Source organism: Roseovarius aestuarii (assembly GCF_019966515.1).
In the GTDB taxonomy this organism is placed as follows: Bacteria; Pseudomonadota; Alphaproteobacteria; order Rhodobacterales; family Rhodobacteraceae; genus Roseovarius; species Roseovarius aestuarii.
Genome location: NZ_JAIMIB010000006.1, coordinates 1 through 15426, shown reverse-complemented (window position 1 = coordinate 15426; position 15426 = coordinate 1). Strand labels below are relative to the sequence as shown.

The following is a 15426-nucleotide window of genomic DNA, read 5'->3' as shown; positions in this document are numbered from 1 at the left end:
CGGACCTTCTGGTGATCAATTGTTCCCAGCGTGATAGGCGCATGGGCGCGTGTGGTCCAGAGGCATGGGGTAAAAACCGGACCTTTGCAGGGCGTGACAGGCCGCCTATAACCGAAAGAGGGGCAAGAGAGCGGCAAACATAGATGAAAATCCTCTTCATCCACCAGAATTTCCCAGGGCAATACAAGCATCTGGCGCCCTTGCTGGCATCAAAGGGGCATCAATGCGTGGCCCTGACCCTGCGAGTCAAAGAAGCCGCGACCTGGAACAAGGTGCGCGTGCTGCCCTACAAACTGCCTGAACGCTCCGGCCAGAACGTGCACCCCTGGCTTCTGGATCTAGACAGCAAGGTCACGCGGGCCGAAGCCTGTTATCGCGCCGCTCTCAAGCTGAAGGAGGCGGGGTTCGAGCCTGATCTGATCCTGGCACATCCTGGATGGGGCGAAGCGATGTTTCTGCGCGATGTCTGGCCCGGGGCAAGAATGGCGCTTTATTGCGAACTTTATCACCACGCCAAATACCCGCATCTGTTTTTCGACCCTGAATTCGACAAATCCGACCCGGATACCGAAATGCTGCGGATGCGTCTGAAGAACCTCAACAATCATCTGCATTTTCCCCGTGCAGAAGCGGGCATTAGCCCAACCACGTTTCAGGCCGACACGTTCCCATCTGAATTTCGCGATAAGATCACCGTCATCCATGACGGCATCGACACAATCAGTGCCGCGCCGGATTCCAACGCCCGGCTGACCATTGAAGGTGTTTGTGATGTCACCCGAGACGATGAGGTGATCACCTTCGTTAATCGAAATCTGGAGCCCTATCGCGGCTATCACATCTTCATGCGTGCGCTGCCGCACCTACTGAAAGAGCGACCGAACGCCCGGGTGCTGATCGTCGGCGGTGACGAGGTGAGCTATGGTGCGAAGCCGCAAGGTGACCGGACCTGGAAGCAGATGTTCATTGACGAAGTGCGCGGCCGGATTGCGGATGAAGATTGGGCGCGCGTGCACTTCCTCGGTCGTATCCCCTATGACCAGTTCCTGCGCCTGCTGCAGGTCAGCCGGGTGCATGTCTACCTGACCTATCCGTTCGTGCTTAGCTGGAGCCTGCTGGAAGCGATGAGCTGCGAGGCGGCAATCGTGGCCAGCGATACGGCACCGGTGCGCGAGGTGATCACGCATGATGAAGGCGGTCGATTGGTAGATTTCTTCGATGGCGACGCCCTCGTCACGGAAGTTTGCGCGCTGCTTGAGGACCCGGCGGCCCGCAAACGGCTAGGGCAAACGGCCCGCAAACTTGCACGCGACCGCTACGATCTGCACTCCATCAGCCTGCCACGTCAGCTCGAATGGGTATCCGGCGTTATGGCGACCGATCTGATTTCGATTTGAGGATGGCACTCTAACTGTAGCGCGAGACAAAATTCCGCAGAATCAATTCGGGCGCATGCACATCGGCAGCTTCGCACATGGCGATCAGCTCTTCGGCGGTCTCGGGCGGAAAATACCCGTGGTTCTTGTAGATCCGGATACGGGTTCTGAACCCTTCGCCATCGGCTTCGGGGTGGAACTGCGTCGCATAGACATTCTGGCCGTGGCGTACCATCTGAAACGGACATGTCGGTGAGCTGACCAGATGGGTGCAGCCCTCTGGCAATGACTGCAATGCTTCCTTGTGCCCGACAAAGGCCTGAAAATTTTCGGGGGCGCCGTTCAGCAACGGATCACTGGCGCCATCAGCGGTGATCATGCAGTCCGAGGTACCGACGGGTTCTGAATAGGCTTCCTTGCTGACATCTCCGTTCAGGTGTTTGCCCAAAATCCCGATGCCATAGCAACAGCCGAGGAAGGGGAAATCGCGGTTGGTGATTTCTGGCATCAGCGAAAGAACAGACTGTTCAATCCGTGTTTCAATCTCTGTCTTTTTGTCCGGTGCATCACTGACACAGCCGGGGCCGCCGCCCACGATCACACCGGAAAATTGATCCAGTTGCAGATCGTCCGGCAGTTCAGTTTGATCCAGCCGGATACGCAGCGCCTGACCGTCCGACAGCCCGCCTTTGTTCAGGATGGCGGCATATTCATCATCCGCCGCCTCGCTTTCCGGCCGCAACTGAAGGATCAGAAAAGGTTTGGCCATGGTAATCCTTCACGATAAATAAGGTACTGGTTGCCCCTTTCCGTGCGTGCCGTCAAGTCGCGGCTGTGTGGCAGGTCAATCGCTTGACCCTGATCCGCAATTCAATACGCTGCCCTTTAATGCAACCCCCGTGAGGAATGACAAATGGTCCAACGCCTGCACTTGGTTTTTGGCGGAGAACCAACCGGTCTGTCCTGCACGCTTTTTGAGGTTAAAAGTGATCGGCACGCCGTTGGCATTTTTCGAGATGGCGACACAACTGCCACCGAAGAGCCGGGGTAACCTGAACCATGGGGCGTTCGCTTAGCCTGGCCGCTTATCTGGCCTATGCCCGCGGAACACCACGGGCGTTTGCCCCGCCGTCGATCGCGCGCCCCGCAGGTGAACTTATCTGGGCGCATGCTGCCGATGGCAGCCGCGCCGATGCCCTTGTGCAGCTGGCCGAGCGGCTGGCCCAGCAACGCCCGGGCCTACGAATGTTGCTGACCAGCTCCGGCGATCTGCAACGCGACCGCCAAATCGAAGACCCGGTGATCTGGCAGATCGTACCGCAGGATTCGGTTGCAGATGCCGAAGCGTTTCTGAAGCATTGGACGCCCGACCTTTGTCTCTGGACCGGCGGCAACGTGCTACCGGCGCTCATCTGTTCAGCCGATACGCTGGGCATCCCGCTCTATCTGGTGGATGCCGAGGAACATATGCTGATCCGTCCCGGCTGGCGTTGGTTTCCTGACCTACCCAAAGCGCTTTATTCGAAGTTTTCGGTCATAATGGTACGGTCTGCCGCTGCCGCGCGTGAATTGCGGCGTATTGGCACCGGAAGTACCGAGGTAACGGTGACGGGCCCGTTTCAGGAAGGCACCGTGGCGCTCCCCTATAATCAATCCGACCATGACGAATTGTCGGCGCTGCTGCGGGGTCGCCATGTCTGGCTTGCGGCCATGGCCCAGCCTGACGAGCTGCCCACGATACTTGAGGCGCATCGGCGCGTCAGCAAATTCGCGCATCGTGCCCTGCTGGTCATCGTGCCGGATGATATCACTGAATCCGACGCGTTTCGGAAACAGCTCGAGGCAGGTGACTGGCGCCATGTCATCTGGTCCGATGGTGAATTGCCCGAAGAAACAACCCAGATCCTGCTGGCGGACACCACCGGAGAGCTTGGGCTGTGGTATCTGCTTGCCACCGTCACTTTTATGGGGAGCTCGCTTTTCCTCGATCAGACCGGACGCGACCCGAACGAACCCGTCGCGCATGGCTCCGCCGTCCTTTATGGGCCGAATGTAAGCCGCTATGTCTCGCGCTATTCGCGCTATGCCGCGGCAGGGGCCGCGTGCGTCGTACAGGACGCCGACACGCTGGCCGCTGCAGTTCAGCGACTGATTGCACCTGATGAGGCAGCCATGATGGCGCATGCTGCCTGGGACGTCGCGTCGCAAAGCGCGGCCGTTACCGACCAGATACTTGATCTGGTGCAGGACACACTGGATGTATTGGAAGCCAAGACATGAAGCCGCCCCTGTTCTGGTACTCTGAACCGGAAAATCCTGGCATTGCGGCAAAGTTTCTGGCGCCGCTCGGCGCGCTTTATGCACGCGCTACCGCACGACGTCTTGCGGGCGCGGCAGGTCACCGGGCGGCAGTGCCGGTCATCTGCGTCGGCAACCTGAACGCGGGTGGGATGGGCAAGACGCCGACAGTGATCGCCCTTGCCGATCGCCTGCAAAAGCAGGGGCGGGTGCCGCATGTGATCTCACGGGGGTATGGCGGAACACTTGAAGGGCCGGTTGCGGTTGATCCAAAGCGTCACGGGCCAGACGATGTTGGGGATGAACCTTTGCTGGTCGCCGCTTTCGCACCGGTCTGGATCGCGAAAGATCGCGCTGCCGGCGCGCAGGCCGCCGAAGCACAAGGCGCCGATGTGATCATACTGGACGATGGATTTCAGAATCCGTCTCTGGTCAAGGATATTTCGGTCGTCGTCGTCGATGCGCAAATGGGGTTTGGTAATGGCCGTTGCCTGCCTGCCGGGCCACTTCGAGAACCCGTCGAAGCCGGGTTGGCGCGCGCAGATATATTGCTGTCGATCGGCCCTGACGGCGCACAAGAAAAATTCGACAAAATCTGGGGAGGGCGCATTCATATTCCGCGTCTGAAGGGCGGGCTGGTGCCATTGCAAACTGGCATGGATTGGCATGATACCCCATTTTTGGCCTTTGCCGGTATCGGACATCCCGAAAAGTTTTTCGAAACACTCAGGGCGCTTGGCGCGACATTGGCAGCAACCGAGGCGCTGGATGATCACCAGCCGCTAACACCGGCGCTGATGGCCCGGCTGGAAAGCGATGCGCAAAAGCTGGGCGCGCAACTGGTCACGACCGAGAAGGATGCCGTGCGTCTGCCGCCCGATTTTCGCAGCAAGGTGATTACATTGCCGGTACGGCTGAAGCTGGAAGACTGGACAGCCTTGGATGCCGCGCTGGCAGGTGTCGGCATAGCCAGCGCCGAGATGCCATCTTAACTCAGTTATCCTCGCCCAACTTAGGCGAAGGGCGGGTCAAAGACAGTTCAGCGTCCGAAAACCGGAAGGGCGACCGAACACCCGGTACGCCATCCAGAGAGACCTGCATGCCACGCGCCTTGACCTGAGGGTCATCAAACACCTCGTCCATCTCGTTGATCGGTCCGGCGGGTACGCCTTTGGTCTCGCAGTTCGTCAACAGATCGGATTTGGTGAATGTCAGCGTCCGTTCTGTCAGGACCGCCGTCAGCGTATCGCGATTGGCAATCCGGTCGGCATTGGTTAGATACTCCGGCGCTTCGGCCAGATCCGGCAAGCCAAGAATATCGCACAGCCGCTGGTATTGCGGGTCATTACCCGTCGCGATGATGATAAAGCCGTCGCTGCATTCGAACACCTGATAGGGCGACAGGTTGGGGTGATAATTGCCCATCCGCCGGGGCGCCACGTCGGTCGACAGGTAATTCATTGCCTGATTGGCCGTTACAGAGACCGCTACATCCAGAAGCGCCATGTCGATGTGTTGCCCCCTGCCGGTAGCGTGCCGTTGATGGACCGCCGCGAGGATGGCGGTCACCGCATAGATACCGGTAAACACATCCGTCACGGCCACGCCAACCTTTTGCGGCTGTCCGTCCGGATCGCCGGTGATCGACATCAGCCCGGACATCCCCTGAATGATATAGTCATAGCCCGCGCGATGAGCATAGGGCCCGTCCTGACCGAAGCCGGTGATCGAGCAGTAGATCAGTCGCGGATTGATCGCAGCCAGGCTGGCATAATCCAGCCCGTATTTCGCTAAGCCGCCAACCTTGAAATTTTCAATCAGAATATCCGCGTCACGCACCAGATCGCGCACCTGCGCCTGCCCTTCCGGCGTGCGGAAATCAGCCGTGATGCTGGCCTTCCCACGATTACAGGAATGGAAATAGGCCGCCGTGCGGTCACCATCACGCTCGATGAACGGCGGACCCCATTTGCGGGTGTCGTCGCCAGCGGCCGCCTCGACCTTGATCACGTCAGCGCCAAGATCGGCAAGTGTCTGACCGGCCCAGGGGCCAGCCAGAATTCGGGCAAGTTCGACAACCTTCAGCCCGGTCAGGGGTGACGTCATTACTCGGCCAGCTTTTCGTCGATGATGGCTTTCAGATCGCCATAACCCATGTTCGAATATTTTTCGCCGTTGATGACCAGTGTCGGTGTCGATTGGATCTGATCGGCCTCGGCGTTTTCCTTAAACCAGGCGACAAGCGTCTTGGCCTTGTCACTATCATTCAGGCAAGCTTCGATCTGATCCGCGCCAAGCCCGGCAACTTTGCCGATTTTGCGCAGATTAGCCGAGATTTCGCCCGGTTCTCCACCACCAATCCAATCTTTCTGCTGATTGTAGAGCATGTCGGAGATGCCGAAAAAACGTTCTTCCCCGCCGCAGCGTGCGACCATCGACGCCCACAATCCGAAGCGGTCGAAATAGACGTCGCGGTAAATGAACTGAATCTGATCACTGTCAATGTAATCCGCCTTGAGCTGCTTGAAGGGACCCTTGTGGAAATTGGCGCAATGCGGGCAGGTGAACGAAGCATATTCCACCACCGTCACCTTGGCATCCTCGGCACCCAACGACATCTCCACGACAGACGAGGTATCAATCTCGGCGGCTTCCTGTGCGTTGACGGCGCCCAGCGGCAGATTGCTGACACTGGTGGTTTGCGACCCGTTCAGCCAGAAAGCGGCCCCTGCGGCAACAGCCAGGCCCACGGCCCCAAATACGAAAAGTCGTTTCATCAAGCTCACCTCCGGTGATCAATGTTTGTGTTTGGATAGAACGTTCTGACCCAGTGCTTCAAGGGCTTTGCGCAAAGATGTGTCGCCTACCGGTGCGGCCAATTGTTCCGCCCTTTGCTGTGCGGCCGGATCAGGCACTGCGGGCATCGTCTGCTTGGTGCGATGATCAAAGCTTGCCTGGCCATCAGCAAATCCGGTTGGCGCCGTCTGGGTGATGCGCACACGCGAAATCGCGTTGTAGCCGTAAACGGCGTTCACCTTTTCACGCAGCTTTTCTTTTTGCATCTCAAGGATCGGTGCCTGTGCGCCCGTGGTCAGAACCGTCAGGGAAGCCCCCAGCCCCTGCCGTCCGTAGCTGACATTAACCGGCCGGGCAATCTCAGCCAGATCGGCACCTACGATCTCGACCCAGTGGGTCAGCAGGCGGGATTCGGAAAAACCACGGCTTTCCGATGCACGCCGGATGCGCTTTTGCAGCAACGACGAGGTGCGGGTGAACCCGCGTGTCGTGGCTTTGCGCTCTGCCATAGCTGACCTCCTGTACTCAGCCTTCAATTTAAGGCATGTGACAGGGCATACCAGCCCCTAATGACGTGGTCAGATAAAGAATGCGTGAAATCGCCAATCCCGATGACCTGCTGCACTGGTACGACCGGCATGCTCGGGTGATGCCGTGGCGGGTCGGACCGGCGGACCGTGCGGCAGGTGTCAGGCCCGATCCCTATCGCATCTGGCTCTCAGAGGTGATGTTGCAGCAAACCACTGTCGCGACGGTCAAATCCTATTTCGAACGATTTACCAGCCGCTGGCCCGATGTGCAGGCGCTGGCCGCTGCCGACGATGGCGATGTGATGGGGGAATGGGCCGGGCTGGGATATTATGCGCGCGCACGCAACCTGCTGAAATGCGCCCGCGTCGTTGCCAACGAACACGGCGGCATCTTTCCTGACGCGTGTGACGCTCTGCTCAAGCTGCCGGGCATCGGCCCATATACCGCCGCCGCCATATCTGCCATTGCCTTTGATCGGGCCGAAACCGTCGTCGATGGCAATGTCGAGCGAGTGATGGCGCGGCTCTATGACATCCACACACCGCTGCCCACGGCGAAACCCGAGCTGACCGAGGTGGCGACCGCACTTACCCCCGATAACCGCCCCGGCGACTATGCACAGGCGGTCATGGATCTGGGGGCCACGATCTGTACGCCGAAATCCCCCGCCTGCGGCATCTGTCCCTGGCACACACCCTGCCGCGCCCGCGCCGCGGACACCCAATCCGACCTACCCCGCAAGCTGCCGAAAAAGGAAAAACCGACGCGCCTTGGGATCGCCTATGTGGTTCGCCGAGATGACGGTGCCTGGCTGTTGGAACGGCGCCCCGACAAGGGCCTGTTGGGCGGCATGCTGGGCTGGCCCGGCAGCGACTGGTCCGAGGCGCCCGCGCCCGCACCGCCGCTACAGGCCAACTGGCAAACACTGCCTGACGAAGCGCGCCACACCTTCACCCATTTCCACCTGCGGCTGCGCATAGACGTGACCATCATCAACGGGCCCGTTGATCCTGAAATCGGCGAATTCATACCCCGGCAGCGTTTCAAACCGTCAGAGTTACCCACCGTCATGCGCAAGGTTTTCGACCTGGCACATGGTGCGTTTACAAAAATAGGCTAGATATAACACCAGAGCCTTTAATTCGTCGGACCACTTGCGATGACAAACTCCCAACCGGTTGCCAGTATTCAACGTGCCCTGCCTTTCTGGATGTCGCTTCTGCTGATCCCGGTCGCCCTGATCAGTGCGACGCAGGGGGGATGGAGCATTGTGCTCTTACCAATCGTCACCTGGTTTTTGTTCACGATCCTCGACGCGGCGCTTGGCCTCAACCTTGAAAACACCGATCCGGAGACGTCGGATGAACAGCTGAAATGGTATCGGGCGATTACGCTGATCTGGCCGCCATTGCAGTTTGTGCTGCTTTTCTGGGTTATCTGGTACGCCAATGGTCCGGGAGACGCACATCTGTCGCCCATCGAAACCATCTGTCTTTTCTTCGGTGTGGGCGTCGTGACCGGCACGATCGGGATCAATTATAGCCACGAGTTGATGCACCAGAAAGACCGGCGCGAGCGTTTGCTGGGCGACCTGCTTCTGGCGATGGTGCTGTATTCGCATTTCCGTTCTGAACACCTGCTGGTGCATCACCGCCATGTCGGCACGCCCCGCGATCCGGTAACTGCCCGATACAATGAAGGCTTTTTCCGCTTCTTCCCCCGGGTGCTGATGGGATCATTGAGATCCGCCTTTCGGGCAGAAAAGGACATGCTGGCGCGCAAGGGTCTTGCTTGGACCGACCGTAGAAATCCGTTTCTGCGCTATTGGGCGTTGCAGGGCAGCATGTTGCTGTTGGCAGCACTTCTTGGCGGGTGGACAGGGCTTATGCTGTTTATCTGGCAGGCCTTCGTCGCCATCTGGCAGCTAGAACTGGTGAACTATATCGAACATTACGGACTGACCCGCAAACACCTGGGCGACGGTAAGTATGAGCACGTCAAGCCGCGCCATAGCTGGAATGCCGCGCATAAGGCGTCAAACTGGCTTTTGATCAATCTGCAGCGCCATTCCGATCATCACTACAAGCCCGACCGCCGTTTTCCCTTGCTGCAGACCTACGCTGAAAGTGACGCGCCGCAATTGCCCTATGGCTACCCGCTAATGACGATGGCCGCGATGGTGCCACCGCTTTGGCGTCAGGTCATGAATCCTCGCGTGCGGCACTGGCGGAAAACATATTATCCCGAGATCACCAACTGGAAGCCTTACAACAAGGCACAGAACCCTCTGCCGCGATAAGCCAGCCAAACAACTGTGGCACCACCGCCTTCAGAATTCAGACCCGGTGCGACCAAGGCGACATTTAGCTCGAATTCGATATTTAAATCTTGATTAAATCCTTTGTGGCAGTTTCGCCCTGCGCGATCAGAAGCCACCAGGACCGGCGAACGGAAACATATGACCCGACAATTGAGATGCCTCGTAATTGAAGACAGCCAGCACGATCAGCTGATGATCAAACGCGCGATCGCAAGTGCGGGGGTTGATGCGGCCGTAGACGTTGCAGACACGCTGGATGAGGCGCGCCATTTCCTGACAGCAAAGCGCTATTCCATCATCCTATGCGATAACAGCCTTCCGGATGGTAACGGCGCTGACTTTGCACAGGAATTGGCAGACGAGCCGAAATACCGCAACACGTCGATCGTTATTGTTTCCGGTTGGCCCTCGCCTTTCATGTGGGCGAAGGCCAAGGCCGCCGGATTGCGGGTTATCGACAAAAATGATCAGCCGCAGGCAAAGCTATCGCAGGTGTTCAAGCGTAGGTCCCGAACGGTCGGCCAAACGCACGCCTCGTAAGAACAGGCGCCCCGCACATACGCCGCATAATGAAAAGGCCCCGCCAAAATGGCGGGGCAGGTAGATAGTGCTTGCGGAAGTCAGACCGCAGGCACCGGCGGTGGTGGTTGGTTATGTCAGTTCGCCATCTCTGCACGTATTTGCTGGCGCAAAAGGTCGATCGGCACCGTCTTGCCATCACGCTTGAAGCACCAGTAGGTCCATCCATTGCAGCTGGGCGCACCTTCCAGATGGGCACCAACCTGATGAATTGATCCTTTGATATCGTCGCCGATCAGCGTTCCGTCGGCACGCACCTTGGCCTTGTGGCGCCGGTTCATGGAATAGAGCTCTTCGCCCGGACGCAGCATGCCGCGCTCAACCAGCTGGCCAAACGGCACCCGCGGCTCAGCCCGTTTGCTGGTCGATACCTGCAGCGCTTCACGATCATATTTGCGGATCGACGCCAGCCGCTTTTCCGCGACGGTCCGATAGGCGGTTTCGCGTTCGATCCCGATGTAGTTGCGGCCCAGCATCTTGGCGACAGCCCCGGTTGTGCCGGTGCCGAAGAACGGGTCCAAAACGACATCGCCCGGATTGGTCGAGCCCACCAGCACGCGATGCAACAGGCTTTCTGGTTTTTGCGTCGGATGCGCCTTGTCGCCCTTGTCGTCCTTCAGACGCTCGTGGCCGGTACAAATCGGCAGCACCCAGTCGCTACGCATCTGGATGCCTTCATTCAGCGCTTTCAGCGCCTCATAGTTGAACGTGTATTTACCGCCTTCTTCTTTGCTGGCCCAGATCATCGTCTCATGGGCATTGGTCAGCCGCTTGCCACGGAAATTTGGCATCGGGTTGGATTTACGCCAGACAACATCGTTGAGAATCCAGAAACCGGCATTCTGCAACTCCGCGCCAACGCGGAAGATGTTGTGATAAGACCCGATCACCCAGATCGCGCCATCGGGTTTGAGCAGGCGCCGCGCCGCGGCCAGCCAGTCCTTGGTGAATTTGTCATATACCGCAAAGGACGAGAACTGATCCCAGGCATCATCGACCGCATCCACCTGGCTGTTATCTGGGCGATGAAGATCGCCCTTCAACTGCAAGTTGTAGGGAGGATCGGCAAAGATCAGATCAATGCTTTCCGCCGGCAGACTGTTCATCGCTTCGATGCAGTCACCGGCCAGAATCGTGTTCAGGGGGAGCGCTTGCGCGCCCGTCGCATTATTTTTCGCTGTCATTTTCTGCCTCTGTCGCCGACGCTTCTGCGTTCTGGATCGTTGAGGTCAAAGATGAGTCAAAGCTGATTCGCCGTCAATTTCTTTTTTGAATCAAATGCTTAGTTATTCTCTTGATACAAGATGTTGTGGACGGGTTTGAAGGAACGTCTATGGTGTGGGGTTATCCCAAGATTTCGAAGCGCCGCTTTGTGGCTTTTGGTCGGGTAACCTGCGTTCGTTTCCCACCCATAACCCGGATACTGTTGCGCCAAATCCCACATGATCTGATCGCGGGCGACTTTCGCAACAATCGAGGCCGCTGCAATCGACAGTGAAATCGTGTCTCCCTTGATGATTGTCTGCGATGGGACGTTCAGACCTCTGGGGATCATGTTGCCGTCTATCAACGCCAGATCGGGTACCTGGCGCAGCCCGGCCAGCGCCCGTTGCATCGCCAAGTGCGACGCGCGGAGTATGTTTATGTCATCGATTTCATCCACATCCGCATGACCGATCGACACATCCGCGCACCCCTGCAGTAGATCACTCAATACTTTACGTCGCTTCGCAGTCAGCTGCTTTGAATCTTGCAGACCGTCGGGAATGTTCTGCGGATCGAGGATGACAGCGGCAGCGGTCACCGGCCCGGCAAGCGGCCCGCGCCCGACCTCGTCAACCCCGGCGACAAACCGGGCGCCGCTCTCATGCGCGTGCTGTTCATAAGAGTAATCAGGTTCCGTCATGGGGCCCAGAAATCACAACTATGCCCCCAATGCAAAAGGGAAGGGCAGAACCCTTCCCCTTCGGCCAGATACAATCAACTGATCAATACTGGGCCACTGCATATCCCTGACGGCTGAGGCAACGTTGGCTGTAAACGAGGGTGCGCCGATTGTGCCGCTGTACATGTGCACCGGTGGCGCAGCGTCTTGGCAACGCGTTGGCATACCGGAATTTGCGATCAAGGCACCAATCACTAAATGCCACGAACCGACCCCGCTCATTATATGCCTGAACCCGGCAAGAGGCGGGAAGTACTTTGCGCTGAACGCGTTTCGGCAAGGGACGCGCAAAATGGCCGTTGTGATGCTTGCTGCGGTGTTTGTAGCCATGGTCATGTTTTTTGTGGCCATATTTGTGGTAGCGATGTTTGGTATGGTGCCTGTGGCCGTGCCGATGGCCGACCCGCGGCTTTTTATTGTAGTAGTAATTGTTTCGTGTGACATGATCGTCGCGATCCTTGGCGTTGGCGATGGCCGAGCCGATGATTGCGACCGCGGCGACACCCCCCAGAATCTTGAGAAGGTCCCGGTCACCTGCGCGGGCCGGGGCGGCGCTCAGACCCGCAATCGCGACCGAAAGCCCCAGAATAATGGCTATGAATTTACGATACATCATGGGTTGTCCTTTCCTCTAATCGGCATGGCATGCCCATCTCAGGCAGCGTTGTGATGAACAGAGGATGGGTCTTGAGGTGTAAGACAGGCAATATCGAAACAATGTTATCCAATAACAGCCATTTTCAGGACCATTTCGGCACTGATGTTATTGAATAGCTGCGGCCGGTCGCGCATGTTTGTGCCATGAAACGCATTCTGATCATACCCGTTGCCGTCGCGGCCTTAACGCTTGGCAGTCAGGCCGCGCATGCCGCCTGTTCGGTCGAATACAAGGCCAAGCGCGATAACCCGCTTGAACTTTTCTATGATGTTGCGCAGGTAGGCGGTGACTGTAACATTGCCGCTGTCACGCGAAAACTTGAGAAAAAGCTCAAGAAACAAGGGCTGACACTGCTAAAGGTCTTGTCGGTCAAAAAGCAATAGAGTCGGGAAGGGTCGTTTTGCACGAACTGACGAATTCTGCCGCTGACGCGCGCCGCACGGGCACCCGTGCGGTGGTCATCGGGCTGGCTGCTGTCGTTATCATTCTCACGATTGCCGCCGTTTTGTTGTTTATCAGCCTGCCCGATGCCAATGCGTTCAATGCAAGGGTTGAGCGTATCTTCGTTGAAAACGACGCCTTGACCACAGATGCCGAGATCAAGCTGCTTGAAATTCTAGCGCTTTCCGGCACCGCGTTCTCGGAAACCCTTGTCAGCTACCGGATGGTAATCTTTGTACTGCTGGTCTTTGCCGCATCTCTTCTGATTGCCGCGTTGGTGTTTCTGATCATGCTGATCACCATGAACCGCCGCATGGCCCAGATTGAACGCTCGGGCATTCAGGTCAGCTCTCTGCTGATCAGCCGCGAGGAAAAGACCGTCTATCTGAATAATATGGGGTTCAAGCTAACCGACGCTGCAATGGAAACCCTATCGATTCTGGCCGAAGCGCGCATGGATGACGATGTTCTCTCGGGCGCCGAGATCGAGGCGATGATTTCGGGCCGTGATGCGACGGACTGCGAAGAGGCCGCCGGTGCCACCCGGATCAAGCGGTTGCGCGACACGCTGGGCAACCAGTTGGTCAGTGAACTTCTGGTCAAGAACATCGCACGGCGCGGCTATATGCTGGCGATTGATAAGGATGTTATACGGGTGCTTTGAGTGGGTGCTGTCCGGTTTTGGCGTTTAGGGTTTTTGGAAGAAGCTCCAGCAGTTTGAGAATTGTTTGATGTTGATCTCGTGGGCTTGCCGGCTTTTATCCATGCGCGAAAAGATCGACTGTGCGGTTCTCGCTCGAGCGAGGAATTCCTGAGCCACACGCCCGGCAGTGTCATCCCTGGCTGAATATTCAAGCAGCAGCGCATTGGTGTTAAGGATCAGATCCGAGCCGCCCAGCTTGAAGCGGTCCAGCCCGGCGAAGCCCATTTTGGTCTGCGGCAGCTTGTGGGGATATACCGCATCCGGCGGCAGGCCTTCGAATGCACGTTCGGCCTCATATGCCTTCAGGATGTTCGCATAGAAATACGCGCCTGATCCGATGATCCTCTGATCTGCGTTGACGCCGTGATCTAGAAAGGTTTGGAAGCTCGAAATCAGCCACCGGGTGGGCAAAAAACCCAGCAGGATATCATATTCTTCCGCCCAGAGCCTTTGAAACAGAGCCGAGGCCTGCGCAGTATGCGGCGTGTCCCTGCGCAGATAGCTGATCGCAAGCCCCAGCAGAAAGCAGATCTCGGACTGGCCGCGAAAGCGATAGATCAGGATTTCGGCTTGACCGGCCATCTGATCCCGGTTCACGTCCGGAAAATCGCCATCGGCCTCGACCATAAGATTGCGCAGCGGTCTCAGGTCGATATCGATATCCGGCATCAGATTGGGTTGATCCTGCGCCGCAACACGCTTTCGGACTCGTTGCCATAACGGCTCCAGAACCTCGGGCAATGTCTCGGGCTTCTGCGGCGCCTGGAACCAATCAGACCGGACCGGGGTGCCGGCGTGAGATGGCGGCGTTTCGTGTGCTTCGAACAAGGCCAGTTTTGCCCGTCTCTTGGCCTCCTGCGAGGCGCTGGAGCGATTGATCTGCTGCATCAGGGCAATATCCGTCTCGCCGGGAGAAAGGTTTAGCTCCGGCTCTGGCAAGGCCTGAACCTTGTCGCGATCACAACCTGCGACCGCTGCCAGCAGATCCCTTACCGAGGACCTGGCTGCGTCTTGCGCATAGTCGACCGTCACGAAAGACCGGCCCAGTTCCGCTACGGGTTCGGCAATAACCGCATCCCAAAGATCATCGACCTGTAAGAAATCGGCAAATTTCTCGAACCGGCTGAATTTCTGACGATGTTTCAGGTTTTGAACATAGACGCTTCTGAGCCAATCGTCCGGTTGGCGCAAAAAGAAATAGTAGCGACGGTCGAACCCATCGAACGCGTCTTCCAGAATGGAAATATTGCGCCAGAGATGCGGGTAGATCTCTTGCGTTTGCCGCGACCCGGGCAGCGCACCGGACAGGTCTTCGCAGGAGATGACGCAATCACCCTCCCTAGCTGCACATAGCCCGGCGACCTTGCCAAGCGTTTCTGCCGCCTCGGGCAAGCGATCCGAGTTCAGAAACCCCGCCGCTTTTCTGACAAGGCGGGTTTTGATCAGGGTCAGGCCGAACCCGGTCTTCAGTGTCTTTGCATTCTCACGCAAGGAACGCTGGATCGCCGTGGATCCGGTTTTATGCGGTCCCAGATGAATATGTATTGTCTTATCGGCCATCCATCCACCTGCTCTTGCCCGTCATACCGATAGGCATTTTCAGTGTCACGAACCGTCACGCAAGTTTCAACGCCGACATGCCGGAAAACGGGCAGTGTTGCATTTTGTTTGCCACTGGTTTGGTTAATTTATTCGGATTGTTTTTAGAATTGGAAGATGTCGGTTGTGATATCTGTGGGGGTGATGGAGTGTATCTCGACGATGCTTTGCCCGGCGACC

The 15426-nt window shown here is 57.6% G+C and carries 16 protein-coding genes; 9 read left to right on the top strand and 7 right to left on the bottom strand.

The genetic code is table 11. The features are described 5' to 3' along the window. The first annotated feature begins 143 nt into the window (after positions 1-143). Positions 144-1397: a glycosyltransferase gene (locus LC334_RS09275; protein ID WP_085800401.1), complete on the top strand. Its 1254-nt coding sequence runs from the start codon at positions 144-146 to the stop codon at positions 1395-1397. 10 nt (positions 1398-1407) lie between these two features. On the opposite strand, the gene LC334_RS09270 is transcribed toward LC334_RS09275, so the two are convergent. Next, positions 1408-2145, bottom strand: coding sequence for a glutamine amidotransferase (locus tag LC334_RS09270; protein ID WP_085800402.1), 738 nt, complete (start codon positions 2143-2145; stop codon positions 1408-1410). 290 nt (positions 2146-2435) lie between these two features. Between LC334_RS09270 and LC334_RS09265 the strand changes: the two genes are divergently transcribed. Beyond that, complete coding sequence (locus tag LC334_RS09265) at positions 2436-3656, top strand: 3-deoxy-D-manno-octulosonic acid transferase (RefSeq protein WP_085800403.1); 1221 nt, start codon at positions 2436-2438, stop codon at positions 3654-3656. Then, the gene (lpxK, locus tag LC334_RS09260) at positions 3653-4666 is read left to right on the top strand and encodes a tetraacyldisaccharide 4'-kinase (RefSeq protein WP_085800404.1); all 1014 of its coding nucleotides are present in this window, start codon (positions 3653-3655) and stop codon (positions 4664-4666) included. The genes LC334_RS09265 and lpxK overlap by 4 nt, the downstream gene beginning before the upstream one ends. A 1-nt stretch (position 4667) precedes the next feature. Here lpxK and LC334_RS09255 read toward each other — a convergent pair whose 3' ends face one another. From LC334_RS09255 to LC334_RS09245, 3 genes are read right to left on the bottom strand one after another with little or no spacing between them, the layout of a single operon-like run. Then, positions 4668-5780 (bottom strand): CaiB/BaiF CoA transferase family protein, encoded by a 1113-nt coding sequence (locus LC334_RS09255; RefSeq protein ID WP_085800405.1) that lies wholly within the window; start codon positions 5778-5780, stop codon positions 4668-4670. After that, on the bottom strand, positions 5780-6451 hold the full coding sequence (locus tag LC334_RS09250; RefSeq protein WP_085800406.1) for a DsbA family protein: 672 nt from the start codon (positions 6449-6451) through the stop codon (positions 5780-5782). The genes LC334_RS09255 and LC334_RS09250 overlap by 1 nt, the downstream gene beginning before the upstream one ends. A gap of 18 nt (positions 6452-6469) precedes the next feature. Continuing rightward, entirely contained in the window at positions 6470-6979 is a 510-nt protein-coding gene (locus LC334_RS09245) for a DUF721 domain-containing protein (protein WP_085800407.1), read from the bottom strand. An 80-nt stretch (positions 6980-7059) separates the two neighbouring features. Between LC334_RS09245 and mutY the strand changes: the two genes are divergently transcribed. From mutY to LC334_RS09230, 3 genes are all read left to right on the top strand, one after another. After that, positions 7060-8121, top strand: a complete 1062-nt coding sequence (gene mutY / locus LC334_RS09240) for an A/G-specific adenine glycosylase (protein ID WP_085800408.1) — start codon at positions 7060-7062, stop codon at positions 8119-8121. A 39-nt stretch (positions 8122-8160) separates the two neighbouring features. Beyond that, positions 8161-9300 (top strand): alkane 1-monooxygenase, encoded by a 1140-nt coding sequence (locus tag LC334_RS09235; protein ID WP_085800409.1) that lies wholly within the window; start codon positions 8161-8163, stop codon positions 9298-9300. Positions 9301-9459: 159 nt separating this feature from the next. Continuing rightward, a complete protein-coding gene (locus LC334_RS09230) occupies positions 9460-9861 on the top strand; it encodes a response regulator (RefSeq protein ID WP_139836373.1) in 402 nt (133 codons plus the stop codon). A gap of 116 nt (positions 9862-9977) precedes the next feature. On the opposite strand, the gene LC334_RS09225 is transcribed toward LC334_RS09230, so the two are convergent. Both LC334_RS09225 and LC334_RS09220 read right to left on the bottom strand, forming a co-directional pair. Next, entirely contained in the window at positions 9978-11084 is a 1107-nt protein-coding gene (locus tag LC334_RS09225) for a site-specific DNA-methyltransferase (protein WP_085800411.1), read from the bottom strand. A 98-nt stretch (positions 11085-11182) separates the two neighbouring features. Then, on the bottom strand, positions 11183-11806 hold the full coding sequence (locus LC334_RS09220; protein ID WP_085800412.1) for a ribonuclease HII: 624 nt from the start codon (positions 11804-11806) through the stop codon (positions 11183-11185). A gap of 331 nt (positions 11807-12137) precedes the next feature. On the opposite strand from LC334_RS09220, the gene LC334_RS09215 reads away from it, so the two are divergent. From LC334_RS09215 to LC334_RS09205, 3 genes are all read left to right on the top strand, one after another. After that, complete coding sequence (locus LC334_RS09215; protein ID WP_223412932.1) at positions 12138-12515, top strand: hypothetical protein; 378 nt, start codon at positions 12138-12140, stop codon at positions 12513-12515. Positions 12516-12646: 131 nt separating this feature from the next. Then, entirely contained in the window at positions 12647-12886 is a 240-nt protein-coding gene (locus tag LC334_RS09210; RefSeq protein ID WP_085800414.1) for a hypothetical protein, read from the top strand. Between the two features lie 17 nt (positions 12887-12903). Next, entirely contained in the window at positions 12904-13608 is a 705-nt protein-coding gene (locus LC334_RS09205) for a winged helix-turn-helix domain-containing protein (RefSeq protein ID WP_139836375.1), read from the top strand. A 24-nt stretch (positions 13609-13632) separates the two neighbouring features. Here the strand turns inward: LC334_RS09205 and LC334_RS09200 are convergent, their stop codons facing one another. Then, positions 13633-15207, bottom strand: coding sequence for a hypothetical protein (locus LC334_RS09200; protein ID WP_085800415.1), 1575 nt, complete (start codon positions 15205-15207; stop codon positions 13633-13635). Positions 15208-15426: the final 219 nt, after the last annotated feature.